Annotated in this window: 24 protein-coding genes; 8 read left to right on the top strand and 16 right to left on the bottom strand. The window is 63.6% G+C overall.

The annotated features are described in order from the left end of the window. Positions 1-37 precede the first annotated feature (37 nt). A complete protein-coding gene (gene betC / locus RA24_RS06670; RefSeq protein ID WP_039190624.1) occupies positions 38-1,546 on the bottom strand; it encodes a choline-sulfatase in 1,509 nt (502 codons plus the stop codon). Positions 1,547-1,670: 124 nt separating this feature from the next. Beyond that, the gene (locus tag RA24_RS06665) at positions 1,671-2,879 is read right to left on the bottom strand and encodes a choline transporter (protein WP_039190623.1); all 1,209 of its coding nucleotides are present in this window, start codon (positions 2,877-2,879) and stop codon (positions 1,671-1,673) included. Between the two features lie 159 nt (positions 2,880-3,038). On the opposite strand from RA24_RS06665, the gene betI reads away from it, so the two are divergent. Next, positions 3,039-3,614, top strand: coding sequence for a choline-binding transcriptional repressor BetI (betI, locus tag RA24_RS06660; protein ID WP_019295703.1), 576 nt, complete (start codon positions 3,039-3,041; stop codon positions 3,612-3,614). Between the two features lie 30 nt (positions 3,615-3,644). Here betI and RA24_RS06655 read toward each other — a convergent pair whose 3' ends face one another. The 4 genes from RA24_RS06655 to RA24_RS06640 form a co-directional block, all read right to left on the bottom strand. Then, positions 3,645-4,646 carry a DUF1036 domain-containing protein gene (locus tag RA24_RS06655; protein ID WP_039190621.1) on the bottom strand — a complete coding sequence of 334 codons (1,002 nt, stop codon included), beginning with the start codon at positions 4,644-4,646 and terminating at the stop codon, positions 3,645-3,647. Between the two features lie 70 nt (positions 4,647-4,716). Then, complete coding sequence (locus RA24_RS06650) at positions 4,717-5,637, bottom strand: DMT family transporter (RefSeq protein WP_052254132.1); 921 nt, start codon at positions 5,635-5,637, stop codon at positions 4,717-4,719. A gap of 50 nt (positions 5,638-5,687) precedes the next feature. Then, positions 5,688-6,632, bottom strand: a complete 945-nt coding sequence (locus RA24_RS06645) for a pirin family protein (protein WP_039190620.1) — start codon at positions 6,630-6,632, stop codon at positions 5,688-5,690. Between the two features lie 84 nt (positions 6,633-6,716). Continuing rightward, positions 6,717-7,319, bottom strand: a complete 603-nt coding sequence (locus RA24_RS06640) for a LysE/ArgO family amino acid transporter (RefSeq protein WP_039190618.1) — start codon at positions 7,317-7,319, stop codon at positions 6,717-6,719. Between the two features lie 89 nt (positions 7,320-7,408). Between RA24_RS06640 and RA24_RS06635 the strand changes: the two genes are divergently transcribed. The 3 genes from RA24_RS06635 to RA24_RS06625 are packed head-to-tail and all read left to right on the top strand — an operon-like array spanning position 7,409 to position 9,864. Then, the gene (locus RA24_RS06635; RefSeq protein WP_039190616.1) at positions 7,409-8,293 is read left to right on the top strand and encodes a LysR family transcriptional regulator ArgP; all 885 of its coding nucleotides are present in this window, start codon (positions 7,409-7,411) and stop codon (positions 8,291-8,293) included. A 16-nt stretch (positions 8,294-8,309) separates the two neighbouring features. Next, positions 8,310-9,002 carry a nitroreductase family protein gene (locus tag RA24_RS06630; protein WP_039190614.1) on the top strand — a complete coding sequence of 231 codons (693 nt, stop codon included), beginning with the start codon at positions 8,310-8,312 and terminating at the stop codon, positions 9,000-9,002. Positions 9,003-9,015: 13 nt separating this feature from the next. Beyond that, positions 9,016-9,864: a COG3904 family protein gene (locus tag RA24_RS06625; RefSeq protein WP_039190834.1), complete on the top strand. Its 849-nt coding sequence runs from the start codon at positions 9,016-9,018 to the stop codon at positions 9,862-9,864. A 163-nt stretch (positions 9,865-10,027) separates the two neighbouring features. Here RA24_RS06625 and RA24_RS06620 read toward each other — a convergent pair whose 3' ends face one another. After that, positions 10,028-10,768 (bottom strand): YebC/PmpR family DNA-binding transcriptional regulator, encoded by a 741-nt coding sequence (locus tag RA24_RS06620; RefSeq protein WP_019295711.1) that lies wholly within the window; start codon positions 10,766-10,768, stop codon positions 10,028-10,030. 122 nt (positions 10,769-10,890) lie between these two features. Between RA24_RS06620 and RA24_RS06615 the strand changes: the two genes are divergently transcribed. Continuing rightward, positions 10,891-12,666, top strand: a complete 1,776-nt coding sequence (locus tag RA24_RS06615; protein WP_039190612.1) for an SLC13 family permease — start codon at positions 10,891-10,893, stop codon at positions 12,664-12,666. 21 nt (positions 12,667-12,687) lie between these two features. Here RA24_RS06615 and RA24_RS22895 read toward each other — a convergent pair whose 3' ends face one another. The 4 genes from RA24_RS22895 to RA24_RS06600 form a co-directional block, all read right to left on the bottom strand. Then, positions 12,688-12,813 carry a hypothetical protein gene (locus RA24_RS22895; RefSeq protein ID WP_275041211.1) on the bottom strand — a complete coding sequence of 42 codons (126 nt, stop codon included), beginning with the start codon at positions 12,811-12,813 and terminating at the stop codon, positions 12,688-12,690. A 116-nt stretch (positions 12,814-12,929) separates the two neighbouring features. Beyond that, complete coding sequence (locus RA24_RS06610) at positions 12,930-14,708, bottom strand: SLC13 family permease (protein ID WP_019295714.1); 1,779 nt, start codon at positions 14,706-14,708, stop codon at positions 12,930-12,932. Between the two features lie 199 nt (positions 14,709-14,907). Continuing rightward, positions 14,908-15,720: a TIGR00282 family metallophosphoesterase gene (locus tag RA24_RS06605; RefSeq protein WP_039190611.1), complete on the bottom strand. Its 813-nt coding sequence runs from the start codon at positions 15,718-15,720 to the stop codon at positions 14,908-14,910. A 74-nt stretch (positions 15,721-15,794) separates the two neighbouring features. Beyond that, complete coding sequence (locus RA24_RS06600) at positions 15,795-16,292, bottom strand: lactoylglutathione lyase family protein (RefSeq protein ID WP_039190833.1); 498 nt, start codon at positions 16,290-16,292, stop codon at positions 15,795-15,797. 109 nt (positions 16,293-16,401) lie between these two features. Between RA24_RS06600 and RA24_RS06595 the strand changes: the two genes are divergently transcribed. Further along, on the top strand, positions 16,402-17,289 hold the full coding sequence (locus RA24_RS06595) for a LysR family transcriptional regulator (RefSeq protein WP_039190609.1): 888 nt from the start codon (positions 16,402-16,404) through the stop codon (positions 17,287-17,289). On the opposite strand, the gene RA24_RS06590 is transcribed toward RA24_RS06595, so the two are convergent. Together RA24_RS06590 and mgtE are read right to left on the bottom strand one after the other, a co-directional pair. Continuing rightward, positions 17,286-17,843, bottom strand: coding sequence for a 5-formyltetrahydrofolate cyclo-ligase (locus RA24_RS06590; RefSeq protein WP_039190608.1), 558 nt, complete (start codon positions 17,841-17,843; stop codon positions 17,286-17,288). The genes RA24_RS06595 and RA24_RS06590 overlap by 4 nt on opposite strands. A gap of 9 nt (positions 17,844-17,852) precedes the next feature. After that, complete coding sequence (mgtE, locus tag RA24_RS06585; RefSeq protein WP_039169511.1) at positions 17,853-19,241, bottom strand: magnesium transporter; 1,389 nt, start codon at positions 19,239-19,241, stop codon at positions 17,853-17,855. Positions 19,242-19,383: 142 nt separating this feature from the next. On the opposite strand from mgtE, the gene guaD reads away from it, so the two are divergent. Further along, positions 19,384-20,670: a guanine deaminase gene (guaD, locus tag RA24_RS06580; protein ID WP_039190606.1), complete on the top strand. Its 1,287-nt coding sequence runs from the start codon at positions 19,384-19,386 to the stop codon at positions 20,668-20,670. A gap of 64 nt (positions 20,671-20,734) precedes the next feature. Here the strand turns inward: guaD and RA24_RS06575 are convergent, their stop codons facing one another. From RA24_RS06575 to RA24_RS06565, 3 genes are all read right to left on the bottom strand, one after another. Further along, positions 20,735-22,069 (bottom strand): 8-oxoguanine deaminase, encoded by a 1,335-nt coding sequence (locus RA24_RS06575; protein ID WP_019295721.1) that lies wholly within the window; start codon positions 22,067-22,069, stop codon positions 20,735-20,737. Between the two features lie 108 nt (positions 22,070-22,177). Then, positions 22,178-22,978: a histidinol-phosphatase gene (gene hisN, locus RA24_RS06570; protein WP_029204765.1), complete on the bottom strand. Its 801-nt coding sequence runs from the start codon at positions 22,976-22,978 to the stop codon at positions 22,178-22,180. 114 nt (positions 22,979-23,092) lie between these two features. Next, positions 23,093-23,464: a helix-turn-helix domain-containing protein gene (locus RA24_RS06565; protein WP_019295723.1), complete on the bottom strand. Its 372-nt coding sequence runs from the start codon at positions 23,462-23,464 to the stop codon at positions 23,093-23,095. 348 nt (positions 23,465-23,812) lie between these two features. On the opposite strand from RA24_RS06565, the gene RA24_RS06560 reads away from it, so the two are divergent. After that, entirely contained in the window at positions 23,813-24,778 is a 966-nt protein-coding gene (locus tag RA24_RS06560; protein ID WP_039190604.1) for an NADPH:quinone oxidoreductase family protein, read from the top strand. Positions 24,779-24,877: the final 99 nt, after the last annotated feature.

Below are 24,877 nucleotides of genomic sequence, written 5' to 3'. Positions count from 1 at the left end.
GGTCTTCAGCAGGGGAGATGCTGAGTGGTTGCTATGGTTATTCGCCGCGGGGAAAGCGTTTGCTTTCCTCGAGGTTGTCGAGGTTCATGTGATTGCGCATGTAGCGCTCGGAGGCCTTTTGCAGCGGCTGGTAATCCCAGGGGTAGTAGCCGCCCTGGCGCAAGGCCTCGTAGACGACCCAGCGGCGGGCCTGGCTGGCGCGTACCTCTGCGTCGAAGGCTTCCAGGTTCCAGCGCGCCTCCGACTTGGCACGCAGGGTTTCCAGAGTGCCAGCATGGGCCGGATCGTCCGCAAGGTTGTTGAGCTCGTGCGGGTCGGATTCCAGATCAAACAGCTGATCAGGGTCGAGGCTGCAGCGGTTGTATTTCCACTTGCCATAACGGAGCGACACCAGCGGCGCATATGACGCTTCCGCGGCGTATTCCACGGCGACCGGTTCAGTGCGTTCCGTTCCATTGGCCAGCGGCACCAGGTTCTGGCCGTCGGTCCAGGGTTCGATTTCCGCCATATCGACACCGGCCAGCGCGCCCAGCGTCGGGGTCACGTCCAGTGTTGAGACCGGGGTTTCAATGAGGCCCGCGGGCAGGTCCGGCGCCGAGATCATCAGCGGCACGCGGGAGGAGCCCTCGTAGAAGCTCATCTTGAACCACAGGCCGCGTTCGCCCAGCATGTCGCCGTGGTCGGAGACGAACAGAATGATCGCCTCCTGCCTTGTGGTTTCCAGCACGTTCAGGATCTCGCCGATCTTGTCGTCCAGGTAGGAGATATTGGCGAAGTACGCGCGGCGGGAGCGTTTGATGTTCTCCTCGGTGATGTCGAATCTGCGCCAGTCGTTGGCGTCAAAGATCCGCTTGGCGTGGGGGTCGTGGTCCTCATAGTCCATGGCGGGGACTTCGGGCAGCAGGTGCTCGCAGTCCTCGTAAAGATCCCAGTACTTGCGGCGTGCCACATAGGGGTCGTGCGGGTGGGTGAAGGAGACGGTCACGCACCAGGGGCGGTCGTCCAGCCCGCGCGACAGCTCATAGAGCTTGGCGGTGGCGTTGTAGGCGACCTCGTCGTCGTATTCCATCTGGTTGGAGGTCTCTGCCACCCCTGCCCCGGTGACGGAGCCCATGTTGTGGTACCACCAGTCGATCCGCTCGCCCGGTTTGCGGTAGTCCGGGGTCCAGCCGAAGTCGGCCGGGTAGATGTCGGTGGTCAGGCGGTCCTCGAACCCGTGCAGCTGGTCGGGGCCAACAAAGTGCATCTTGCCAGAGAGGCAGGTGTAATACCCGGCGCGGCGCAGGTGGTGGGCGTAGGTCGGGATGTCGCTGCGGAATTCCGCCGCGTTGTCATAGACGCCAGTGCGCGAGGGCAGCTGGCCGGACATGAAGGAGGCGCGGCCCGGCGCGCAGAGCGGCGACGCGGTATAGGCGTTTTTGAAGCGGGTGGAGCGTTCCGCCAGTTTCTTCAGGTTCGGCGCATGCAGCCATTCGGCGGGGCCGTCCGGGAAAAGCGTCCCATTCAACTGGTCAACCATCAGGATCAGGATATTCGGGGCACTCATCGCGGACCTCCCAAGTTTTGGCGATGCTTTGCAAAGGCGCCTGGCAGGCCCGAAAGCGCTGCCAGGCAGTTAAAGGCTGGTCCCCTCATTCGGGGAAACTTGGGGGCCAGCCGGGAGACCGCCCTTAGTGGGCTGTCTTGATCTTCTCGAAGTCGAGCGTGTTTTCCTCAGGCGAGGCGTCGATGCTCATCACTTCGCTGCGCTTGAACAGCACGATGTAAGCCAGGCAGGCCACATAGATGCCGATGACCACGGTGCCGATCCACTGGATCTGCAGCCACTGGCTCTGGAAGGCCAGGGTCAGGCCGAAGAGCACAACAGCGTTGCCGACAACATAAGGAATGGTGCCGAAACGCTTGGCCGACAGGTTCAGGTTGTCGGTGTAGAGGCGGATCAGCGAGTCAAACGAGTTGACCACGAAGATGATGCCAACGGCGACCATGGAGACGTTGATCAGCAGCGTCGTTTCGATGCTGTTCAGGTGGTAGTAGTAGAGCACCGAGAACCAGATCCCCAGCGGGATCGACGGGAAGATCAGCAGCGCTGCCAGAACCTGCCAGGTGCGCAGGCCGCCGACAAAGCGGGAAGTGAACTGGCCGATCATGATGGACCATGCGAACCACCAGAACAGGTAGAACTCATGATAGTCGGTCAGCGGCAGCACAAACTTGTGGATGTTGGCAAAGTAGCCGCCGATGTTCGAAGCGGTGTCGGCAAAGGCGCCCAGGCCCATGCCCGCATAGGCCCACATGCCCAGGATCAGCGCCAAGAACAGCGCGGTGGAGCCGACCGACAGAATACGCACGTATTTGATGTCGGTGGAGGAGAAGGCGGCAAACAGGATCACCAGGAAGGTGATGACATAGAAGGCCGGGATCACGGTTTCGCCGTCGCCCATGAAGGTGGCGTAATACGGCAGGTAGATCAGGAACAGCGCGCCGGTGAAGGCGCAGGTGCCGATGATCACGATGTTGTTGATCCATTTCACCAGCGGGATCTCAAAGAACTTCACCCGCGGTTCGATCACGCAGAAATAGAAGGTCGTCAGGAAGTAAAAGCCCCAGATCAGGAAGCCCCAGAAGCCGAACTCCAGCGCCAGCGGGTTGGTGAAGCCATAGGCCGGTTCCGCCGCGGTGTCCGCGTAAAGCGGGAAGTCCCAGGCCAGCGGGAACATGATCAGGCCCACGTCCAGACCGGAGGTGAACAGGATGGCGATGAAGGTGAAAAGGTGAACGGGGGTCACGCCGACGTTGCGGACGTTCCACCACTTGATCACGCAGAACGCCACCAGCGCAAAGGCCAGCAGAATCCCGAACGAGATGATTGAAGTCATATGTCCCTCCCATTTCCGGGCGGTTTCCGCCCTCAGACATGGAACGGGTACATATCACAGCCGGCTGAAGCGCCAAACAGTTTTTTAAATGACCATTCAAGTTTCGAATTCGCGCGAACAACAGTTGAAACGCTGGCCCAATTACCGCACAACTTAATCATGAGCAGGAAACGCATTCGGGACATCCGCAACGAAGAGCTGATCGAAGCCACCATCGTTGCCGTGCACAAGCGCGGCTACGGTGTTGTAACGATGGCGGAAATCGCGCGCGAGGCCGGAGCATCGGCGGCCTCGATCAACTACTATTTCGGCTCCAAGGAAGGGCTGATGGAAGCCACCATGCTGCATCTTCTGGGCAAGCTGCGCCGTGCGATGAGCGAGGGGTATGCAACTGCGCGCACCCCGCGCGAGCGGCTCTATGCAGTGATGGATGCGAACTTTGCCGACGGTCTGTTCACCGTTCCCCAGTGCAGCATCTGGATGCAGTTCTGGGCAAATGCCCCCTATTCGCCGCGCCTGAGCCGGTTGCACCGAATCAACCGTGCCCGGGTGCGGAGCCATTTCCTGGCCGAGTTGCGGGCGCTGCTGCCTGCGGACCGGGTGGAGACCGCCCGTCAAGCGCTGCAGTGCTACATGGATGGGGTCTGGCTGCAGGCAGCGCAATCGGAAGAGGCGCTGGACCCGGATGAGGCCCGCGCCGCCGCGCACCGGGTGGTGGACCTGGTGATCCCCTGACCCGGGCACCGGGCCTCGTGATCGCCGGCCCTAGCGCACCCGCCGGTAGTCCAGCCGGATGCCGCGCGGCATATAGGTCAGCGTCATCCGGTCTTGTGTCAGCGCGTCGATCCGGTAGCACAGGCTGCTGCCGCGCAGGCTGTCCCAGGCCAGCAGGAAATCCGCCCCCTTGCCCCCCTGGCAGCTGTCTTGCACTGAGAGGAATTCCGGCGTCATCCGGCGTCCGCCGTAGCTTACCCGGCGCATCGCGCCTGAAATGGAAAACCTGTCCAGCGGGCTGCGCTCTGACAGCCACACGCCTTGCATCTTCTGCAGCAGCCCATCGTAGCGGTCCGGCACCCGCGGTGTCACACTGTGCAGGTCCAGCTCACCGAAAGAGCCGAAGCTGGAGATCATCTCCCCGTCGATTTCCAGGGGGGCTCCGCGCAGCAGCCCAAGCAAGTAAGTAAAGACCGGGTCTTCGACCTGCAGGCGGCCTTCGGACCCGATTTCCATGCCGTGGCCGACAAATTTGCAGGTGACGGTTTCCTCCGCGGTGTTCAGCCTGCAGCCCTGAAAGACCACCTCAGCCGTATAGTGCAGCCCGTCTTCTGCTATGTGATGCTGATCCTGCAGGCTGTCCGCGGCACCTTCGCCGCTGTGTGAACGGGTGCTGAGGAGCACGGGCTGGTTCAGGGACGCCTTGGCAAACCGCCGCCATGCCTGCCCCTGTCCGGTGCAATCGCCCCCGCGCGGGATGCGGAACTGGCCGGGTGCGGTACAGAACTGCACGCTGTCATCATGGAAGCGGTGGCCGGGGCTTTCGGCGCGGTAGTAGAGAAACTTGCCCGGATACCCCCGCGGCACCGGATCCGCGCAATCGCCCGGCTGCAGGTGCTGCCAGCCCTGGGCCACCCAGCTGCCGCCGTCGCGCAAAACCACTGCCAGGTGATGCAGGGCATCCGTATCGTTGCAGAAACGGGTCCCGGCCTGAGCGGCCGTCAGATCAAGGAGTGCTGCCAGCAGCAAGGCTGGCAGCCATAGGCATTTCATCGTCCACGGACCCCGGCGAATGTTCATAAATGCAGGATGTTATCCCAGCCATGTAACATCCATAAGACGATCAAACGCCAGCAACATTACCGGAGGATGAAAGGCTCTTCTTTTTTATCCTGGCTTCACGCCAGGAGATGAAGCTGACCGCGCCCAGGATCAAGCCGCCGCCGGAGAGCACCCAGACATCAGCGGGCTCACCGAAGGCCAGCGCGCCCAGCAGGGTGGCCCAGACCAGCTGCAGGAAGGTGACCGGCTGGGTAACCGCCACTGGCGCCGCGGCAAAGGCCATCGTCATGGTGTAGTGGCCCGCGGTGGCAAAGCAAGCGACACCAAACAGGATTGCAACCTCTGCCAGTGTCGGCGTCACCCAGACCGCGAGAGCAAAGGGGGCAAGGCCAAGGGTGACGAACACCGAAAGCATCCCCACCACCACCGCCGGACTGTTGCTGCCAACGGTGAACTTGGCAATCAGGTAGGAGGCACCGAAGGAGACCGCGGTGAACAGCATGGCGATATGGCCAGGGGAAACCTCTCGGAAGCCGGGGCGCAGGATGATCATCGCGCCGATCAAGGCGACGGCGATGGCGGTGATGCGGCGGAAGGCCAGCTTCTCGCCCAGGAACAGCGCCGCACCAAGGGTGACATAGACCGGCGACAGGTAGTTCATTGCCGTGACCTCTGCCAGCGGGATCTGGGTCATAGCGTAGAACCACAGGATCACCCCCGCCGTATGCACCACGCCGCGGCCGGCAAACAACGCCCAGAGCCGCGGTGTCAGATGCGCCCTGCGCAGCGCGCCAGCCATCGGGATCAGAAACACCAGCCCCAGAAGATACCGCAAGAAGGCGCTTTCGGCGGGCGGGATGCGGGTGCCAAGCGATTTGACCAGCGCTGTCACCGCCACAAAGCAGAGACCGGTCACAACCATCCAGAACACGCCCCTGAGAGGGTTCTGTGTGTGCTGAACAGGGGCGGCGGATTGGCTCATGGGCTGACAGAACACCCGTTCGGGCGGCGGCGCAAGACTTCACATGTGAATTATTTCCGGTTCTCGGGCAGCGGAATGAACTCCTGATCGTCTCCGGGCGGCAGCTTAAAGCGGCCATGCTGCCAGTCGCCAGCGGCCCAGGACACTTTGGCCGCTTCGATCCGGTCGCGGGAGGAGGCGACGAAATTCCACCAGATATAGCGCGGACCGTTCAGCGTCGCACCGCCCAGCGCCATCAGCCGGGCGCCCTCAGCACCGGCGGTCACGGTGATCTCATCGCCGGGGCGGAACACCATCATGCGGCCCGCCTCAAAGGTGTCACCCGCAATTTCCACCGAGCCTTGCGTGACATAAAGCCCGCGGTCCTCGTGGTCGGTGGGCAGCGGCAGCTTGGCGCCCGGGTGCAGCACCACATCGGCATAAAAGGTTTCGGAATAGAGGGTTGCCGGGGCTTTCTCGCCCCAGGCATTGCCAAGGATCAGGCGCACGGACTTGCCCTCGCCCTCCAGCACCGGCAGCGCCTCCTTGCCGTGGTGTTCAAAAGCAGCAGGCACATCCTCGTGGCTTTCGGGCAGCGCAATCCAGGTTTGGATGCCAAACAGGCTGCTTTTTCCCTGACGGGTGGCGGCAGAGGTGCGCTCGGAGTGGGTGACGCCCTGGCCTGCCACCATCCAGTTCACCTCGCCCGGATAGATCATCTGGTGGGTGCCCAGCGAGTCCCGGTGCTCGAACTCGCCCTGATAGAGGTAGGTGACGGTCCCGAGGCCGATATGGGGGTGCGGGCGTACGTCGATGCCCTGGCCGGTCAGGAATTCGGCCGGCCCGGCCTGATCGAAGAAGATGAACGGCCCGACCATCTGGCGGCGCGGCGCGGGCAGCGCGCGGCGGACCTCAAAGCCGCCGATGTCGCGGGCGCGCGGAATGATCACCGTCTCAATCGCATCAAGGCTGCCCGCGTCGGGGCATTGCGGTTCCAGTGCCGGATTCCAGCTCATCCTTCCCTCCTGTCTGCTGTCATGGGGGAAAGGTAGGACATTTCTGCGCAGGCGTTAGGCCCGCCTGCGCACAAGTGCTGTTCGTCACATCAAAAGGAGCTTGGCTGCAATTGCCCACATGGTGAGGCCGACAATGGCATCCAGCACCTGCCAGGCCCGCGGGCGGGCAAAGACCGGGGCCAGCAAGCTGGCGCCGTAACCCAGCGTGAAGAAGAAGGTGAAGCTGGCGATGGCGGCCCCAGCGGCAAAGATCAGCGGATCGGGATATTGGGCGGAGATTGAGCCGAGCAGAACCACCGTGTCCAGGTAGACATGCGGATTCAGCCAGGTGAGTGCCAGCACGGTGGCCAGCACCGGCAACAAGGCTGCGCCAGCACCCTCCTGCGCTGCCTCCAGCGTTTCGCCGCCCCGCAAGGCGGCGCGCAAGGCACGGGCGCCGTACCAGATCAAGAAGGCCGCACCGCCCCAGCGCATCGCCTGCTCGAACCAGGGCACGGCCACTGCCAGGGTGCCGAAGCCAAGAACACCCGCGGTGATCAGCAGAGCGTCGGACCCCGCGCAGGTGAGGCAGATCCAGAACACATGCTGGCGCCGCAGCCCCTGGCGCAGGACAAAGGCGTTTTGGGCGCCAATCGCCATGATCAGGCTGAGGCCTAGGGCAAATCCGGCAATCAGGCTGGGGGGCATGTGTGTCTCCATCGTTGTGCTGGGATTTGACTACTGCTCGCCCACCCATTAATCCAGTTAAAGAGATTTAAGTCAGATTAGAGTTGCTAATGCAGATGGATCCCAGCCAGCTGGCGGCACTGAGCGCTGTGCTGCGTCTCGGCACATTCGAGGCGGCGGCACATGCGTTGAACGTGACGCCCTCAGCCGTTTCACAGCGGATCAAGGCGCTGGAGGACCGCATTGGCGCGGCTTTGGTGCTGCGCGGGTCGCCCTGCACCGGTACGGCAGCGGGCCTTCGGATTGCCAAACACGCCGAGGACATCGGCCTGCTGGAGGCGCAGCTGGCGCGGGAACTGGCACTGGAGGCGGATCACGGCCCGGTACGGCTGCGGATTGCGGTCAATGCCGACAGTCTGGCGAGCTGGTTCATCGATGCGATGGCGGAGGTGGACGGCGTGCTGTTCGACCTGCTGGTCGATGATCAGGACCACAGCGCGGAGTGGCTGAGACGCGGCGAAGTTTCCGCGGCGGTCACTGCCAGTTCCAAGCCGGTAACCGGGTTTGACGCCTACCCGCTGGGCGCGCCGGAGTATGTGGCAACCACAAGCCCGGGTTTTATGGAACGCTGGTTTCCCGGCGGGGTGACGCCGGAGGCTGCCGCAAAGGCGCCCTGCCTGATCTTCAACGCCAAGGACAACCTGCAGCGGCTGTGGCTGGAACGCAATGTGGCCTCCGGGCTGGCGCCGCCCGCGCATTACCTGCCCTCGACCCAGGCCTTCATTGATGCGGCGGCTGCGGGCCTGGGCTGGGGCATGAACCCGCTGGCAATGGTTGAGCAAGACATCCGGTCCGAACGCCTGGTGCCGCTGATCCCGGACACCACGCTGCCGGTTCCCCTGACCTGGCAAGTGGCGCGGGTGATGGCCCCGGCCCTTGCCGAGGTGACCCGCGCCGTGCAGAAATCGGCGAAACGGTATTTGATGCAAAACTAATCCGGAAAGACCGCCCATGTTCTCCAAAGACACGCTCAGCTATGAACCGCTGCCCCTGCCCGACCGGGCGGAGTATTCCGAGGCGGAGATGCAGGAAAAGGCAGCCGCGTTCCTTGCGCATATGCAGCGCCGGCATACGGTGCGGGACTTTACGGATCAGCCGGTGCCGCGCGCGGTTATTGAGGATTGCATCCGCGCTGCTGGCACCGCGCCCTCGGGCGCCAATCACCAGCCCTGGTTCTTTGCCGCAATCTCAACCCCCGCACTGAAAGCGCAGATCCGCGAAGAGGCCGAAGAGGAAGAGCGCCGGTTCTATGCAGGCGGCGCGGGTGATGAATGGATCAAGGCACTGGAGCCGATCGGCACCAATGCAGACAAACCGCATCTGACCACCGCGCCCTGGCTGATCGTGGTCTTTGCCCAGCGCTGGGGCGAGTTCGCGGACGGCACCCGGTACAAGAACTACTACGTGCCGGAAAGCGTGAACATCGCCACCGGCGTGCTGCTGACGGCCCTGCATACCGCGGGTCTGTGCACGCTAACCCATACTCCGAACCCGATGAAATTCCTGAACGGCGCCTTGGGCCGCCCTGCGTCAGAGAAACCGACGATGATCATCGCCGTGGGCCACCCGGCAGACGATGCGATGGTGCCGTCGGTTGCCAAGATGAAAAAACCTCTGGAGCAAATCTGCCAGGTGTTTGAATGAAACCGCCTGCCGGATGACAGGCAGCCCGGCCTCCCTGCCCCGCAGCCTGTTGCTGCAAGTGGTTCTGCCGCGGGGGGTGGTGCTGCTGGTGTGGCTGGTGCTCAACCATGTGATCCGGCTGCCGGTGCCGCTGGCCTTTGCGCTGATCGCGGCGGACGGGGTATTCTTGCTTTGGCAGGCGCGCGCGTTTTTACGCAGCGCCGATGCCCATGTCCGAAGCACCAGCGCAATGGCTCCGGTCTGGGGCGGTTATCTGCTGCTGCTGTTTGCGGGGTTTGCGGCGCTGACCCAGTGGTGGGATGCGCTGCTGATTGCCCGGGCGGTGGAGGAACCTGCCTATGCCGAACAGCGGCGGCTGGAGCGTGAAGCGCTCTATAGCCTGTCGGTTTCCGGTGACGGGACAACGCTGGTGTTTGACGGGGAGATCACCTTTGGCCTGACCAAACGAATGCGGCAAATGGCTGGGGAAAACCCCGGCGTGGCTCAGGTGTCGCTGGCGGGGCCAGGCGGGCTGATTGCGGAGGCGCGCGGCGTTGCCCGGCTGATCCGGCAGCAAGGATGGGACACCCGTGCGGACGGGCTGTGCGCCTCTGCCTGCACCCTTGTGTTTGCTGCGGGCCGCGGGCGCGCCCTTGGGCCGGAGGGGCAGCTTGGCTTTCACAGCTATACCCTGCTGTTTGAAAGCGGGCTGCCGCAGATTGATTTGCAGAGGGAACAGGAGAAAGACCGCGCCTTTCTGCTGGAACAGGGGGTGAGCGCAGAATTTGCAGGCAGGATTTTTGCGGTGCCGGGCACGGAGCTGTGGCGGCCCAGCAGGGCAGAGCTGACCAGTGCCGGGTTGATTGGGCCAGACCAGCAGTGAGGGGGGGGGGGCGCTGCCCCCTCGGCCCCTTGGACCTCCCCCCGGGGTACTTGCACCCAGAAAGAAGCGCGGCAGTTTTTGAGGGCCCCGCATGGGCTTTGCATCAGAAAAAGCAAAAGGCCCGCCGGATTGGCGGGCCTTTGAATTCGTACCAGGCGCTGGCTCAGAGCTGCGCCATGACCTCGTCGGTGGCCTCAAAATTGGTGGTGACGCGCTGAACGTCGTCGTCGTCTTCCAGCGCATCGACCAGCTTCATCAGCTTCTGCATGCCTTCCAGGTCCAGCTCGGTGGTGGTGGTCGGCTTCCAGACCAGCTTGGTCGACTCGGATTCGCCCAGTTCGGTCTCAAGCGCGTTGGAGACGTCGTTGAGGTCGCTGTCGGCGCAATAGATGATGTGGCCGTCCTCGGCGCTTTCGACGTCTTCTGCACCGGCTTCGATCGCGGCCATCATCACGGTGTCGGCGTCGCCAACGGAGGCCGGGTACGTGACTTCACCCTTGCGTTCGAACATGAAGCCGACAGAGCCGGTTTCGCCCAGGTTGCCGCCGTTCTTGGAGAAGGTGGAGCGCACGTTGGAGGCGGTGCGGTTTTTGTTGTCGGTCATCGCCTCGACGATCACCGCAACACCATTGGGGCCATAGCCCTCGTAGCGGATTTCGTCATAGTTCTCGGCGTCACCGCCGATGGCCTTCTTGATCGCACGTTCGATCACGTCCTTGGGGACGGATTGCGACTTGGCTTCCTTGACGGCCAGGCGCAGGCGCGGATTCTTGTCGGGATCGGGGTCGCCCATCTTGGCGGCCACGGTGATCTCCTTGGCCAGCTTGGAAAACAGTTTCGACCGCGCCGCGTCCTGACGGCCCTTGCGGTGCTGAATGTTAGCCCATTTTGAATGGCCTGCCATGGTGCATCCTTGCTGCTGTATATCTGAATTGGCGCTCATATAGCCTTGGGATGCGCCGGCTTTCAAGCGCCCCTGCCCCGCTTTGCCCTTGTTCCGCGGGGTTTCGGGGATAAGCTGGCGCCATGACATATGATCAAGCCGTTTTGTTTGCGTTATTTGCTGCTGTCTTTGCCCTCCTGTTGTGGGGGCGTTTCCGCTACGATCTGGTGGCCTTTGCCGCGCTGATGGCGGGCGTGGTGCTGGGGGTTGTGCCAGCCAAAGACGCCTTTGCCGGCTTCGGGCACCCTGCGACGCTGGTAGTGGCGCTGGTGCTGATCGTCTCTGCCGGGCTGGTGCGGTCGGGCGCAGTGTTCCTGATCACCCGGACGCTGGTAGACAGTGCGCGGGGCCTGGGCGGACACATCGCGCTGATGGGCGGGGTTGGCGCCGTGCTGTCGGCCTTCATGAACAATGTGGCGGCGCTGGCGCTGCTGATGCCGGTGGACATTCAGACCGCACGCAAGGCAGGCCGTGCGCCGGGACTGAGCCTGATGCCACTGTCCTTTGCCACCATCCTGGGCGGCATGGTCACGCTGATCGGCACGCCCCCCAACATCATCATTGCCGCGATCCGCGGCGAGACGCTGGGGGAGCCGTTCAAGATGTTCGATTTCGCCCCGGTCGGCGGCATTGCCGCGCTGGCGGGGCTTGCCTTTGTCGCGCTGATCGGCTGGCGGCTGATCCCAGCGCGGGAGAATGCGGCCGGCGCGTCCGAAGCGCAGCTGGCGCCCTATATCGCCGAGCTGACGGTGGGCGGCGGATCTGAGCTGATTGGCAAGCGGCTGGGGGAACTGGACGAAGAGGCCGAGAAGGCCGATGTAGCGATCCTGGGCCTGATCCGGGACGGCAAGCGGCGCTATGGGCGCTCCGCCGCGGCGACGCTGCGCGAAGGCGACACGCTGGTGATCGAGGCGGAGCCTGAGGCGCTGGATGAGTTCCGCAGCGCGCTCAAGCTGGAGTTTGCCGATGCCGCACGGTCCGAAAAGCTGACGGCGGCGGGTGAAGGGCTGGAGCTGACGGAACTGGTGGTGCCGGAGACCGCCCGCATCCGGGGGCGAACGGCGCAGTCCGTCGGGCTGGCCTGGCGGCAGAGCGCAGTGCTGCTGGGGATTTCCCGCCAGGGCACGCGGATCACCCGCCATATCCGTCAGACAGAGGTTCAGGCCGGCGATATTCTGCTGCTGCTGTCCCCGCGGGGGCGCAGCGCCGATGTGGCCGACTGGCTGGGCTGCCTGCCATTGGCGGCGCGCGGCCTGTCGGTCACAGCGAACGACAAGACCTGGGCCGCCATCGGGCTGTTTGCCGCAGCGGTGCTCGCAGCCTCTGTCGGGCTGTTGTACCTGCCTGTGGCGCTGGGGCTGGTGGCCATCGGCTATGTTCTGCTGAAGATCCTGCCGGTGGCAGAGATTTATGACCATGTGGAATGGCCGGTGGTGGTGCTGCTGGGGTCGATGATCCCGCTGGGAGCGGCGCTGGACACATCCGGCGGCACGGCGCTGATTGCCAATGCGCTGACCGGGCTGACCGCGGGCCTGCCCGCCTGGGCAGTGCTGACGGTGCTGATGGTGGTCACCATGACCCTGTCGGATGTGCTGAACAACACTGCCACGGCGATTGTGGCAGCGCCTGTTGGCATCCAGATGGCGGAAACGCTGGGTGTTTCGCCCGATCCGTTTCTGATGGCTGTGGCAGTTGCCGCGTCTGCCGCCTTCCTGACCCCGATCGGGCACAAGAACAATACGCTGGTGCTGGGGCCTGGCGGCTACCATTTCGGGGATTACTGGCGGATGGGACTGCCGCTGGAGGCGCTGGTCATCGCCGTGTCCATTCCCGCCATTCTGGTGTTTTGGCCCCTTTGAGGACCACGCACCGGCTGCCGCTTATTGCAGTTGCTCTTGCTGAACCGGATGCGCGCGGGCGGCGCCGCTGGTCTGGGCTTGTGACACCAGCGCAATTGCGGTGGAGCCGGCGAGGACGACAAACAAAAACACTTTTCTGAAACTCATGGTCTTGGACCTTATGAAGACACTGCTCCTCTCCATATGGGCAATAGTTTAACAGTTTCATGTAACCGGGGTCACAGAAGGCGGCTTTTCGCCGCCTTTTTCTGTTTTAGAAGGGCTCAGAGCGGCCAGAAGAACGGGATGAGCAGCGAGGCCACCATACCGACGGTCAGGTTCAGCGGGATACCGACGCGCAGGAAATCGGTGAACTTGTATCCGCCCGGGCCGTAGACCAGCGTGTTGGTCTGATAGCCGATCGGGGTTGCGAAAGAGGCCGAGGCCGCCACCATCACCGCCACCACCAGAGGGCGCGGATCGACGCCCATGGCCTGTGCCAGCCCAATTGCAATCGGGGTGACGACCACGGCAACTGCATTGTTGGACACCAGCTCCGTCAGCACTGAGGTCAGGAGATAGACGGCCCAAACCAGCAGGAACGGCGGCAGCATCGACAAGGCTGGCGCAATGGCGTTGACAATCAGGGCCACCGCGCCAGAGCTTTCCAGCGCGGCACCGATGGCCAGCATCGAGAAGATCAGTGCTAGCAGACGCCCGTCGACAAAAGAAAATGCCTCATCCGCGTCGATGCAGCGGGTGATAAAGACCAGCGAGACCATCAGCAGCGACAGCATCAGGATCGGTGCGACGCCAAAGGCGGCCAGCAGCACGATGCCCAGGAGCGCAACAACAGCGATTGGTGCGTGGCTGCGGCGGTAGGCCCGCTGGGTCGGCTGCGAGACATCGGCCAGGTCCATGTCAGCCGCCAGGCGCTGGATATCGGCAGGCGCGCCCTCCAGCAGAAGGGTATCGCCGATCCGCACGACCAGATCGTCCAGCTGCACGCCGATGTTCTGGTTCCGCCGGTGCACCGCCAGCGTATAGACGCCATAGCGCCGGCGCAGGCGCAGGGCGCCCAGGCTGCGGCCCACCATCCGGCAGCCCGGGGTAATCAGCACTTCGACGGTCTGGGTCTCGATGGCGGACACCTGATCGACCCGTTTCAGTTCCTTGTTTGATTGCAGGCTCAGCAGCTCTGTCATCCGGGTCCGCAGCACTACCCGGTCGCCGACCTGCAGCTCCACCCCCTGAAGATTGCGGCGCAGAGAGGCGTCGCCGCGGATCACGTCGATGAGGCGCACGCCGGGGCGCTTGAACAGCTGCACGCCGGTGACTTCGCGGCCAATGAGGTTGCTTTCGGGCGGGATCACCGCCTCGGTGAAGAATTTCATCTTCGATTTGTCGCTGAGCAGCTCTGCCATGCTGTCGCGCGCAGGAAGCAGGCGCGGCGCGATGAAGCGCAGGTAGACCATGCCGTAGGCGACGAGGATCAGGCCCAGCGGGGTGACCTCAAAAATGGTGAAGGGCTTCAGCCCCTGCGCCCGCGCCACACCGTCCACCAGCAGGTTGGTCGAGGTGCCGATCAGCGTCAGGGTGCCGCCCAGGATCGCCGCATAGCTGAGCGGGATCAGCATCTTGGAAGCGGAGACGTTGAGGGTGCGGGCGATCTGGATGAAGACCGGGATCATCACCACCACCACCGGCGTGTTGGACACAACGGCGGAGGCGGTGACGACAAACGCCATCAGCAGAGCGACGGCCAGTTTCGGGTTTACTTCTGCCTGCTTCTTGGCGATCTGGGTGAAGGCGTCGAGTGCACCAGTGCGCACCAGAGCACCCATGATGATGAACATCGCCGCGATGGTCCAGGGCGCCGGGTTGGACAGAACCGGCAGCGCCTCGCCATAGGGCAAAACGCCAGTGGCCAGCATCGCAGCAACACCGGTCAGCGCCACCACTTCGGTTGGATAGGTTTCCCGCAGAAACGCCACGAACATCGCCAGGACAATTGCAAGCGCCAGAAATGCGCTGCCGGTGTCACCAAGTTGGAAGTACTGCATAAACCGTGACTTTGCCCATGTTGTTAAAGGCGGGATTTACGCGCCGCCATCGCGCAGTTTCCCCGAAACCAGAGGGCTGAGCAAGAATTTCCGGAAAAGCAGATGCCCAGCGGCGCGGAAAGGGCATTTTGCCCGGAAATCCGCGGCTTTAGCGTCAATTCTCCCGTCTGCTGGTGCTTGCAGCGGCGGCGGGTCCCGTTCAGGGGGCCGCTGGCTCGAGCAGCCCGCCGTTGCGAACCATGCGAATCTTGTTGGCGGCCCCGGTGCGGTCGTCGGTCTCGACAAACACGCCGGACAGCGTCGCCTCGCCATTTGCCGGGGTAAAGCGGGCCTTGGGCATGCCGGTCAGGAAGCGGCGCATCGGTTCGGCCTTGTCCATGCCGATGACCGAGTTGTAGTCGCCGCACATACCTGCATCGGTCAGATAGCCAGTGCCTTCCGAAAGGATCTGCGCATCCGCTGTCGGCACATGGGTATGGGTGCCCACCACCAGCGAGGCGCGGCCGTTGCAGAAGTGGCCCATCGCCATCTTCTCCGAGGTTGCCTCGCAGTGCATGTCGACGATGACCGCCTGCGCCAGCCCGCCGCGCGGGTGCGACTTCAGCACCGCCTCTACTGCGCCGAAGGGGTCGTCGAAGGCGCGTTTCATGAACACCTGCCCTAGCGCCTGCACCACCAGCACCTTGCGTCCGCCCGGCGCGTTGAAGAGTCTGTAGCCGCGGCCCGGCGCGCCTTTGGCAAAGTTCAGAGGCCGGATGATGCGCTGCTCTTTCTCGATGAACTGCAGCATGTCTTTCTGGTCGAAGGCATGATCTCCCAGCGTCAGGCAGTCGACGCCCGCATCCAGCAGCAGCTTGGCGTGCTCGCCGCTCAGCCCCATGCCGTTGGAGGCGTTTTCGCCGTTCACCACAACAAAATCGAGCCGCCACTCGTCACGCAGCCGCGGCAGGGTTTCGGTGATGGCACGGCGCCCGGCGCGGCCCATCACATCGCCAAGGAAAAGAATACGCATGCCCGGCTGGTAGGCAACGCGGCGCCAAAGAGCAAGGCCCCGCGGTGCGTTTTCGCATCGGTGTGGCGCCCGGCTCAGCTGTAGGCGCCCGCCGAATACGTCAGTTCGTAGCCGTGCGAATAAATTTCGAACACGTTGCCGAACGGGTCTTCGACATAGACCATGCGATAGGGCTTTTCGCCCGGATAATACTCCCGCACCGGCATCCGCTGCTTGCCCCCGGCCGCGACGATCTTTTGCGCCAGGCCCTCGACGTCGGGGTCCTGTACACAGAAATGGAAGAGGCCGTGACGGCGGTAGTCCAGATTGTCGGACGGCGCGTAATTTCCATCGAATTCGAACAATTCGATGCCGACGCGGTCGGCGGTGGACAGGTGGGCGATGCGCAGCCGCGACCAGCCGGCCCCAAACACATCCGTGCACATACGGCCAATGTCACTGTCGTCCTCCACCACTTCGGTTGGGTTCATAATGACGTAGAAGCCCATGACTTCTGCATAGAATTTCATTGCGGCGTCCAGGTCCGGAACAGACAGGCCGATGTGGGAAAAACTGCGCGGGGCGGTCAGCATCATAGTCTCCTTGGGTGGTGTTTCGCTTGTTGCCACCCGGAGATAGGGTTGCAGGAGAAGAAGGAAAAATTATCATTCATTATGCAATCCATAACGAAGTGAGCCAAAGATGCTGAATGCCACCTGGCTGGAAACCTTCACTGTGCTGAGCAGACTGGACAGTTTCACACGCACCGCAGCGCGGCTGAACATGACCCAGCCCGGGGTCACCCAGCACGTCAAGAAGCTGGAGCAGCAGGTGGGCAGGCCGCTGCTGGTCCGCCACGGCAAAAGCTTCAGCCTGACGGACGCAGGCGTTGCGCTGGCCGCGCTCGGCCGCAGGCGTCAGGCTGAAGAAGACGCGCTGCGCCAGGATCTGGGACAGGATGATCCCGGCCGCGGTCATGTGCGCATCGCCTGCCCTGGCGGGCTGGCGGTTCTGATCTACGCCGAGGTGGAGGTGCATCTGGCGCGCTGGCCGGAACTGACGCTGTCGCTGCAGGCGGCACCGCAAGCGTCTATCGAAGCACAGCTGCTGTCCGGGGAGCTGGATCTGGGCATCCTGCACCGTAAGCTGGACGCGCCGCGGCTGATGGCGGAGCGGCTGGGGCGCGACCGGCTGAACCTGATCCTGCCGTCAGGTGCGGCAGACAGGCCGGAGTTTGAAACGCTTCAGAAACTGGGGCTGGTGGACCACCCTGACGCCGCCGCCCTGGCAGACCGGCTGCTGGCGGCAAACTATCCTGACTATCGCGGCTCCGCCGGGTTGCGCAGGCGCGCCTTCCTCAACCAGATCGGCCAAATCCTGAGCCCGGTATCTGCCGGGGCCGGTTACACCATCCTGCCGCAAAGCGCTGTTCTGGCGCAGCAGGGCCAAGGAACCTTCCGCACCGCGGCACTGAAGGCGCCGCTGGAGGATGACCTGTGGCTGGTCCGGCAGAAGCAGGAGGCGCCGCCGGCGCGCCTCGCCTTCTTCGAAGCCGCGATCCGCAGAACCTGCGCCCGGCTAGCGGATTAGAACTGCAGAATGCGGCTTTCGGTTACGATCATGTCGAGCGGCTGGTCGGTGGGCTCCAGCGGCAGATCTTCGGCCTCCTGCGCATCGAAGGCAAAGCCGATCGCCAAGGTGCCCCGCTTGCCGCGCAGCAGTTCCAGCGTGCGGTCGTAGAAACCGCCGCCATAGCCGAGCCGCCCGCCCTTGGAACCGAAGGCAACCAGCGGCACCACCAGGATTTCCGGCTCAAAGAAGTCATCCACCTCAGGAACCATGGCACCGAAAGGTCCCTCGCGCAGCGCACCTTCGGGCTGCCAGCGGCTGAATTTCAAAGGCTGCCCCTGCCCCAGGATCACCGGCACGCCAACTGGCCCATGGGCTGCGGCTTCAGACATGGCGGGTACGGGGTCGATCTCAGTCCGGATCGGCATGTAGCCCGACAACGGCACGCCGCGGTAGCCCGCCAGCACCTCCGACAGGTGGCCTGCGGCGCCAGGGATATTGCGGGCGTGCGCCTCCTTGCGGCGGGCAAAGGCGGCTTTGCGGGCGGCGGCCTTGATTTCAGTCAGATCCGTCATGGCGGTCTCCTAGAGCAATAGAACGGCCGCAAGGCCCAGGAAGGCGAAAAAGCCCACCACGTCGGTCACCGTGGTCACAAAAGCGCCAGAGGCCAGCGCCGGGTCAATTCCGGTTTTCTCCAATAGAACCGGGATCACCGTTCCTGCCAGCCCCGCCACGACCAGATTGACCACCATAGCGACGGCAATCACCACGCCCAGCATCGGCGAGCCGAACCAGGCCAGGCCCACCAGCCCCATGACGATGGCAAAGATCACCCCGTTGACCAGCCCCACCAGCACCTCCCGCCGGATCACCCGCCAGACGTTGGAACCGGTGAGGTCGCGGGTGGCGATGGCGCGCACGGCAACCGTCAGCGACTGGGTGCCCGCATTGCCGCCCATCGAGGCAACAATCGGCATCAGCACCGCCAGCGCCACGATCTGGGCAATTGCCGCCTCAAACTGGGCAATCACCAGCGAGGCCAGCACCGCTGTCACCAGGTTCACCGCCAGCCAGGGGAAGCGGCGCTTGGTGGTCTCGATCACCCGGTCGGCAAGCGAGCTTTCCTCGCCCACACCGGCGAGGCGCAGGATGTCCTCCTCGTGTTCCTCGTCCAGCACGATCATCGCATCGTCGATGGTGATGACGCCAACCAGCCGCCCTTCGTCATCGACCACAGGGGCCGAGATCAGGTGGTACTGGTTGAAGGCATAGGCCACGTCCTCCTCGTCCTGATCGGCGGGAATGACCTGAAAGGTGTCCTCGACCAGGTCGGTCAGCGTCACATGGCGCTTGGCGCCCATGATCCGGCCCAGGGTCACGTTGCCAACCGGATGCAGGCGCGGATCGACCAAAACAACATGGTAGAATTGCTCTGGCAAATCGTCGGAGTTGCGCATGAAATCAATGGCCTGCCCGACGTTCCAGTGCTCGGGCGCCATTACCACTTCGCGCTGCATCAGGCGGCCGGCGGAGTTTTCCGGAAAGCTCATCGACTGTTCGACGGCGACCCGGTCGGCGTCTTCCAGCGCATCCAGGATGGCTTCCTGCTGCGGCACCTCCAGGTCTTCCAGCAGGTCGACAACGTCATCGCTGTCCAGTTCCCGCACCGCATCCGCCAGAACCATCGGGTTCAGGATCGAGATCACCTCTTCGCGGATGCTCTCGTCCAGCTCCGACAGGATCTCGCCGTCGAATTCCCGGTCATAAAGCCGGATCAGGCTGATCCGGTCATCGGAATCGATCTGTTCCAGAAGGTCGGCGATGTCGGCTGCGTGAAGGTCTTCCAGAAGTTCCGTCAGAGCCTTCTGATCGCCCTGCTCTACCGCCTCCAGAACCTGCGAGACCATCTTGCGGTCGAGGTCATAGGCATCTTCCTGAGACTGGTCGCCGGTGATGTTGTCGCCGCTGCTCATCTGATGCCCCCCGAATTTATTGGTCTTTGCGTGCAAAATAGAAGAGGCCGCCACCGGAAAACAATGGCAATGCTGCAATTTACCCGCGCCCTTCCGGCGGGTATCCTGCGCGGAGCCATTTTGCAAGGAAAGGGTTCAGCGCATGGGCAACGGTTACATCCTGAAGGGGCAGGTTCTTGCCTTTTCCGCGTCTCCCTTTGCAGGCGAGCGCCCAGAGGACGCGGCCCGGCTGCTGGACGCGGTGGCAGTGCAGGACGGGCGGATTGCAGGGGTCGGGACGCTGGCAGAGATGCAGGCGCTGCTGCCGGAGGCGGAGACCGTGGATCATTCCGGCAAGCTGATCATGGCGGGGTTCGTCGATGCCCATGTGCATTACCCGCAGACCGCAATCATCGCCAGCTGGGGCAAGCGGCTGATCGACTGGCTGAACAGCTACACCTTCCCGGAGGAAATGAGGTTCGGCGACCGCGCCTATGCGGATGAAATCGCAAACCGCTATTTGAATCTGACCGCGGCGCACGGCACCACTACGGTCTGCAGCTACTGCACCATTCACCCGGAGAGCGTGGATGCATTCTTTGCTGCGGCGCAGGCGCGCGGGCAGCGAGTGGTTGCGGGCAAGACCTGCATGGACCGCAATGCGCCGGAAGGGCTGCGGGACACGGCGCAATCGGCCTATGACGATAGTGACGCGCTGATCGGGCACTGGCACGGGGTGGACCGGCTGGAATACGCCATCACACCACGGTTCTCCCCAACCTCGACCCCGGAACAGCTGGAGGCAATGGGCGCGCTCTGGGCCAAGCACCCGGAATGCCTGATGCAGACGCATCTGAGCGAGCAGACCGATGAGATCGAGTGGGTGAAATCGCTGTTCCCGCAGGCCCGCGATTATCTGGACACCTATGAGGAGTTCGGCCTCTTGGGCGCCAAGGGGCTTTACGGCCACGCCATCCACCTGGAGGAACGCGAGCGGCACCGGCTGCGGGACTACGGCGCGGCGCTGATCCATTGCCCGACGTCGAACACCTTCATCGGCTCCGGCCTTTTTGACATGGCCGGGCTGATGGCCGAAGGCCAGCGGATCGGCCTTGCCACCGACACCGGCGGCGGGTCGAGTTTCTCGATGCTGCGCACGATGGCAGCGGCCTATGAGATTGGCCAGTTGCGCGGCACCCCGCTGCACGCAGCGCAGCTGTTGTGGCTGGCGACGCAAGGCTCGGCCACAGCGCTGCGGATGGAAGGCAAGACCGGCAACATCGCGGCAGGCATGGAAGCGGATTTGGTGGTGCTGGACCTCGCCTCCACTCCGGCCATCGCCCAGCGGTCAGCGCGGGCCGAAGACATTTGGGAAGCGGTGTTCCCGACCATAATGATGGGCGATGACCGGGCGATTGCCGAGGTCTGGATCGGCGGCCGGCAGGTTTAGGAGAGGCGCTGATGCGCCTCTGCCTGCTGCGGGGATATTTTCAGCCAGATGAAGGCCGGATCTCTCACTGCATTAGCCGTTGCGCCAGCTGGCCGTGGCGTTCGATCAACTGCGGCAGGTCCAGGGTGGTCAGCTCGCCGCTGCGGATAATCTGCTTGCCCTCGACAAACAGATGCTTGACCTGAGCTGGGCCGGCCAGCAGCAGCGCCGCCGCGTCCCAGCTTCCGCTGGAGGCCACACCCCTGGTGTCCCAAATAGCGATGTCGGCGCGCTTGCCCGGCTCCAAGCGGCCGCAATCAGGGCGGCCCAGCACGTCAGCGCCGCCGCGGGTGGCGATCTCCAGCGCTTCATAAGCGCTCATCGCGTCAGCCCCGTTTGCAACCCGCTGCAAGAGCATGGCCTGGCGCGCCTCCGCTGAGAGGCTGGCCATGTCGTTGCTGGCGGAGCCGTCCACGCCCAGCCCTACCGGCACGCCTGCATCCCGCATCGCGCGCACCGGCGCTATGCCGCTGCCAAGGCGGCAATTGGAACAGGGGCAATGGGCCACGCCGGTGCGGGTTCTGGCAAAGAGATCAATCTCTTGCACGTCAAGTTTCACGCAATGGGCATGCCAAACATCATCGCCGGTCCAGCCCAGCTCCTCTGCGTACTGGCCGGGGCGGCAGCCGAATTTCTCCTCGGAATAGGCGATGTCCTCGTCATTTTCGGCCAGATGTGTGTGCAGCATAACGCCCTTGTCACGGGCCAGCAGCGCGGCGTCGCGCATCAGCTCGCGGCTAACTGAAAACGGCGAGCACGGCGCCAGACCGACGCGGCACATGGCGCCTTCGGACGGATCATTAAAAGCATCCACCACCCGGATCATGTCGTCGAGGATGGCGCGCTCTTCCTCGACCAGGCTGTCCGGAGGCAGTCCGCCGTCGCTTTCACCGATGCTCATGGCGCCGCGAGTCGGATGGAACCGCACACCGATGTCGCGGGCGGCATGGATGGTGTCCTCCAGCCGGGCGCCATTGGGATAGAGGTACAGGTGGTCGGAGCTGAGGGTGCAGCCAGACAGCGCCAGTTCGGCAAGGCCCAACTGAGCGGAGATGAACATTTCGTCCGGGCCAAAGCGCGACCAGATCGGGTACAGCGTTTGCAGCCAGCCGAACAGCAGCGCGTCCTGTCCGCCCGGCACCGCGCGGGTCAGGTTCTGGTACAGGTGGTGGTGGGTGTTCACCAGCCCGGGGGTGACCACGCAGCCGCGGCCGGAGACCACCTCTCCGCGGGTCTGAAGCCCCTGCCCCACTGCGGCAATCACTCCGCCACGGATCAGCACATCAGCACCGTGCAGAACACGACGGGAATCGTCCATGGTCAGGACGGTATCAGCGTTTTGAATCAGGATCTCTGTCATATCCACACACTCCAATAGACAGCCCGCTTCATGGGAATGTGTGATCGGCCGATGGAAAACGGGCGAAGAACCGGCCTGCCGGGAGACTATAGACCGGGGCCGCCGGTTTCAACCCGTCTGCGTCTGGCGCAGCAGTTCCAGCGCGGCGGCGTGGATTTCCGCATTGGCCGCTGCCAGGGCGCGGCCGCCATTGTGCGCCGGGTTGCCCTGCCAGTCGGTGACAACGCCGCCCGCCGCCTGGATCACCGCAATCGGCGCCTGAATGTCATAAGCGTTGAGGCCCGCCTCGATCACCAGATCCGCCTGCCCTGCCGCCACCAGCGCATAGGCGTAGCAATCCATGCCATAGCGGGTCAGCTTGGCTTGCGCCGCCACGCGTTCAAAGCCTGCACGCTCTTCCGCGGTTCCGACCTCAGGGAAAGTGGTGAACAGGATTGCATCCGACAGCGCCGCTGTGCCGCGGGTCCGCAAAGGCATTTCACCCAGCGGACCGGTCATCGAGGCAATCTCCGCCCCGCCACAGAAACGCTCGCCGGTGTAGGGCTGGTCGATCACGCCGAGGAAGGGGCCGTTGTCATCCGACAGCGCAATCAGCACGCCCCAGGTCGGCGTGCCACTAATGAAGCCGCGGGTGCCGTCGATCGGGTCCAGCACCCAGGTGCGGCCTGAACTGCCGGCCGCGGCACCGAACTCCTCACCCAGGATACCGTCCTCGGGACGCAGATCTGCCAAGACCGCCCGCATCGCCTGCTCGGCGGCCCGGTCGGCTACGGTCACCGGATCAAATCCGCCGACGAGCTTGTTCTCGGCATTCAAGGAGGGGGCTCTGAAATGCGGCAGGATGGCAGCGCGAGCCGCGTCTGCCATCCTGTTCGCTACGTCTAGGTCCGTGAGTGATGCCTGTGTCATACCCGAACGGGTGCCACCCAGACGCTATCATTGCAAGCGCAAACCCTGCCACTCACCGGTTTTGCGCTGCAAATTCCTGTCAGGCCCGGGTTGTGATCCGGGCCCTGCCCCGTCTCAGGCAACGTCGCTCAGCACGCGGGCCAGTTCAAACAGGCGGCGGCGCTGGTTTTCCGGGATTGAATAATAGGAACGCACCAGGTCCAGCGCTTCCTTGTCCCCCATCAGGTCCTCAGGCACGGAGGCTTTCTCAGCCGGGGCCTTGCCCTCTTCCTGCAAGCCTTCGAAGAAGAAGCTCACCGGAACTTCCAGCGCATCGGAAATATCCCAAAGACGGGAGGCGCTGACCCGGTTGGCACCGGTTTCATATTTCTGGATCTGCTGGAACTTGATGCCGACCTGCTCGGCAAGCTGCTGCTGTGTCATACCGATCAGCCACCGGCGGTGGCGAATGCGCTTTCCCACGTGCACGTCTACGGGATGAGCCATGCGTTTCTCCTAACTGTCAATTTGGCCAAATTCCGGACCGCTCTACCAATAAAGTGCTCTGGCAGCTTCGTATGCCTGCCGGAAGCACGATCCCCATCAGCACGATCAGTCTTCAACCTCTGAGCAAAAGTGTACAACCCTTGCGGTTGATTGCAAGGCTGCCGTCGCCCTTGACGGGGACTTGCAACCCAAGATCATGATTTCACGCAGCATTTTTCCAAACGTTTTATTGCCAAGCGGCTGCGGATCGCGTACCTCCCCAGAAATAGCGAGGTGTAAGCTGCAGCGGCACACCGGCAGTGTGCCCCGGCGAATCAAGCCGATTCCCGCAAAAGGTGAGGAGAACACATGCAGGCTTTCCAAGTCTCCGCTTTTGACAGACCAGCAACCCTGACGGAAACGCAATGCCCGGCACCCGGTCCAGGCGAGGCCGCTGTTGCGCTGCGTGCCTGCGGGCTGAACTTTGCCGATCTTCTGATGATGAAGGGCACCTATCAGGACACCCCTGCGCCTCCCTTTACCCTGGGGCTGGAATCGGCCGGGGTGGTGACGGCGCTTGGTGATGGCACGGAAGGCTTTGAAATTGGCGACCGGGTCGCAGTGTTCAGCGGCGCCGGCGGGCTGGCGGAGGCAGGTGTCTTTGATACCGCCCGGCTGATCCGGATTCCGGATGCGATGAGTTTCGAACATGCCGCGGCGATGCAGATTGCCTATGGCACCAGCCATATGGCGCTGGATCACTGTGCCCGCCTGCAACCCGGCGAGACCCTGCTGGTAACCGGTGCCGCGGGCGGAGTCGGGCTGACGGCGGTGGAAATCGGCAAGCTGATGGGGGCAACGGTGATTGCCCAGGCCCGCGGCCGGGACAAGCTGGATGTGGCCGCTGCTGCCGGCGCCGATCATTTGATCGACGCCGGTGAGGACCTGCGCAATGCGGTCAAGGCGCTTGGGGGCGCCGATGTGGTTTATGATGCGGTGGGCGGCGATGTGTGGAAAGCCGCCTTCCGGTCCGCCAACCCCGGTGCGCGGCTGCTGCCGGTGGGCTTTGCCGGCGGAGAGGTGCCGCAGATCCCGGCCAATCACCTGCTGGTGAAGAACCTGACGGTGATCGGCTTCTATCTGGGCGGCTACATGAAGTTCCGGCCCGATGCGGTGCGCAAGTCGTTTGAGACACTGTTCGCCTGGCATGGCGAAGGCCGCATCAAGCCGCATATCAGCCACACGCTGCCGCTGGCGCAGGCCGCCGAAGGGCTGGAACTGCTGCGCAGCCGCAAATCCACCGGCAAGGTGGTGATCACCATGGACGGCAGCTGACAGGCCCAGCGGCAGCAGTCAGGGCTCCCGCCCGCAGACAGAGCATTTCTGCAAAATGCACCGCAGCGGTTGGGCCAGGCTCAGCGCCTGCGGCGCTGA

Source organism: Leisingera sp. ANG-M6 (genome assembly GCF_000813905.1).
Lineage (GTDB): Bacteria > Pseudomonadota > Alphaproteobacteria > Rhodobacterales > Rhodobacteraceae > Leisingera.
This window is presented reverse-complemented; position numbering and strand designations above follow the sequence as displayed.

What these genes read in the sequence shown, in the direction of transcription:
- betC (WP_039190624.1), bottom strand. Translation starts at nt 1,546, where the DNA reads ATGAGTGCCCCGAATATCCTGATCCTGATGGTTGACCAGTTGAATGGG.
- guaD (WP_039190606.1), top strand. Translation starts at nt 19,384, where the DNA reads ATGGGCAACGGTTACATCCTGAAGGGGCAGGTTCTTGCCTTTTCCGCG.
- RA24_RS06565 (WP_019295723.1), bottom strand. Translation starts at nt 23,464, where the DNA reads ATGGCTCATCCCGTAGACGTGCACGTGGGAAAGCGCATTCGCCACCGC.
- RA24_RS06640 (WP_039190618.1), bottom strand. Translation starts at nt 7,319, where the DNA reads ATGCCCCCCAGCCTGATTGCCGGATTTGCCCTAGGCCTCAGCCTGATC.
- RA24_RS06655 (WP_039190621.1), bottom strand. Translation starts at nt 4,646, where the DNA reads ATGAAATGCCTATGGCTGCCAGCCTTGCTGCTGGCAGCACTCCTTGAT.
- RA24_RS06625 (WP_039190834.1), top strand. Translation starts at nt 9,016, where the DNA reads ATGACAGGCAGCCCGGCCTCCCTGCCCCGCAGCCTGTTGCTGCAAGTG.
- RA24_RS06615 (WP_039190612.1), top strand. Translation starts at nt 10,891, where the DNA reads ATGACATATGATCAAGCCGTTTTGTTTGCGTTATTTGCTGCTGTCTTT.
- RA24_RS06610 (WP_019295714.1), bottom strand. Translation starts at nt 14,708, where the DNA reads ATGCAGTACTTCCAACTTGGTGACACCGGCAGCGCATTTCTGGCGCTT.
- RA24_RS06665 (WP_039190623.1), bottom strand. Translation starts at nt 2,879, where the DNA reads ATGACTTCAATCATCTCGTTCGGGATTCTGCTGGCCTTTGCGCTGGTG.
- RA24_RS06650 (WP_052254132.1), bottom strand. Translation starts at nt 5,637, where the DNA reads ATGAGCCAATCCGCCGCCCCTGTTCAGCACACACAGAACCCTCTCAGG.
- betI (WP_019295703.1), top strand. Translation starts at nt 3,039, where the DNA reads ATGAGCAGGAAACGCATTCGGGACATCCGCAACGAAGAGCTGATCGAA.
- RA24_RS06560 (WP_039190604.1), top strand. Translation starts at nt 23,813, where the DNA reads ATGCAGGCTTTCCAAGTCTCCGCTTTTGACAGACCAGCAACCCTGACG.
- RA24_RS06590 (WP_039190608.1), bottom strand. Translation starts at nt 17,843, where the DNA reads ATGACGGATCTGACTGAAATCAAGGCCGCCGCCCGCAAAGCCGCCTTT.
- hisN (WP_029204765.1), bottom strand. Translation starts at nt 22,978, where the DNA reads ATGACACAGGCATCACTCACGGACCTAGACGTAGCGAACAGGATGGCA.
- RA24_RS06630 (WP_039190614.1), top strand. Translation starts at nt 8,310, where the DNA reads ATGTTCTCCAAAGACACGCTCAGCTATGAACCGCTGCCCCTGCCCGAC.
- RA24_RS06595 (WP_039190609.1), top strand. Translation starts at nt 16,402, where the DNA reads ATGCTGAATGCCACCTGGCTGGAAACCTTCACTGTGCTGAGCAGACTG.
- RA24_RS06600 (WP_039190833.1), bottom strand. Translation starts at nt 16,292, where the DNA reads ATGCTGACCGCCCCGCGCAGTTTTTCCCACATCGGCCTGTCTGTTCCG.
- mgtE (WP_039169511.1), bottom strand. Translation starts at nt 19,241, where the DNA reads ATGAGCAGCGGCGACAACATCACCGGCGACCAGTCTCAGGAAGATGCC.
- RA24_RS06620 (WP_019295711.1), bottom strand. Translation starts at nt 10,768, where the DNA reads ATGGCAGGCCATTCAAAATGGGCTAACATTCAGCACCGCAAGGGCCGT.
- RA24_RS06645 (WP_039190620.1), bottom strand. Translation starts at nt 6,632, where the DNA reads ATGAGCTGGAATCCGGCACTGGAACCGCAATGCCCCGACGCGGGCAGC.
- RA24_RS22895 (WP_275041211.1), bottom strand. Translation starts at nt 12,813, where the DNA reads ATGAGTTTCAGAAAAGTGTTTTTGTTTGTCGTCCTCGCCGGCTCCACC.
- RA24_RS06635 (WP_039190616.1), top strand. Translation starts at nt 7,409, where the DNA reads ATGCAGATGGATCCCAGCCAGCTGGCGGCACTGAGCGCTGTGCTGCGT.
- RA24_RS06575 (WP_019295721.1), bottom strand. Translation starts at nt 22,069, where the DNA reads ATGACAGAGATCCTGATTCAAAACGCTGATACCGTCCTGACCATGGAC.
- RA24_RS06605 (WP_039190611.1), bottom strand. Translation starts at nt 15,720, where the DNA reads ATGCGTATTCTTTTCCTTGGCGATGTGATGGGCCGCGCCGGGCGCCGT.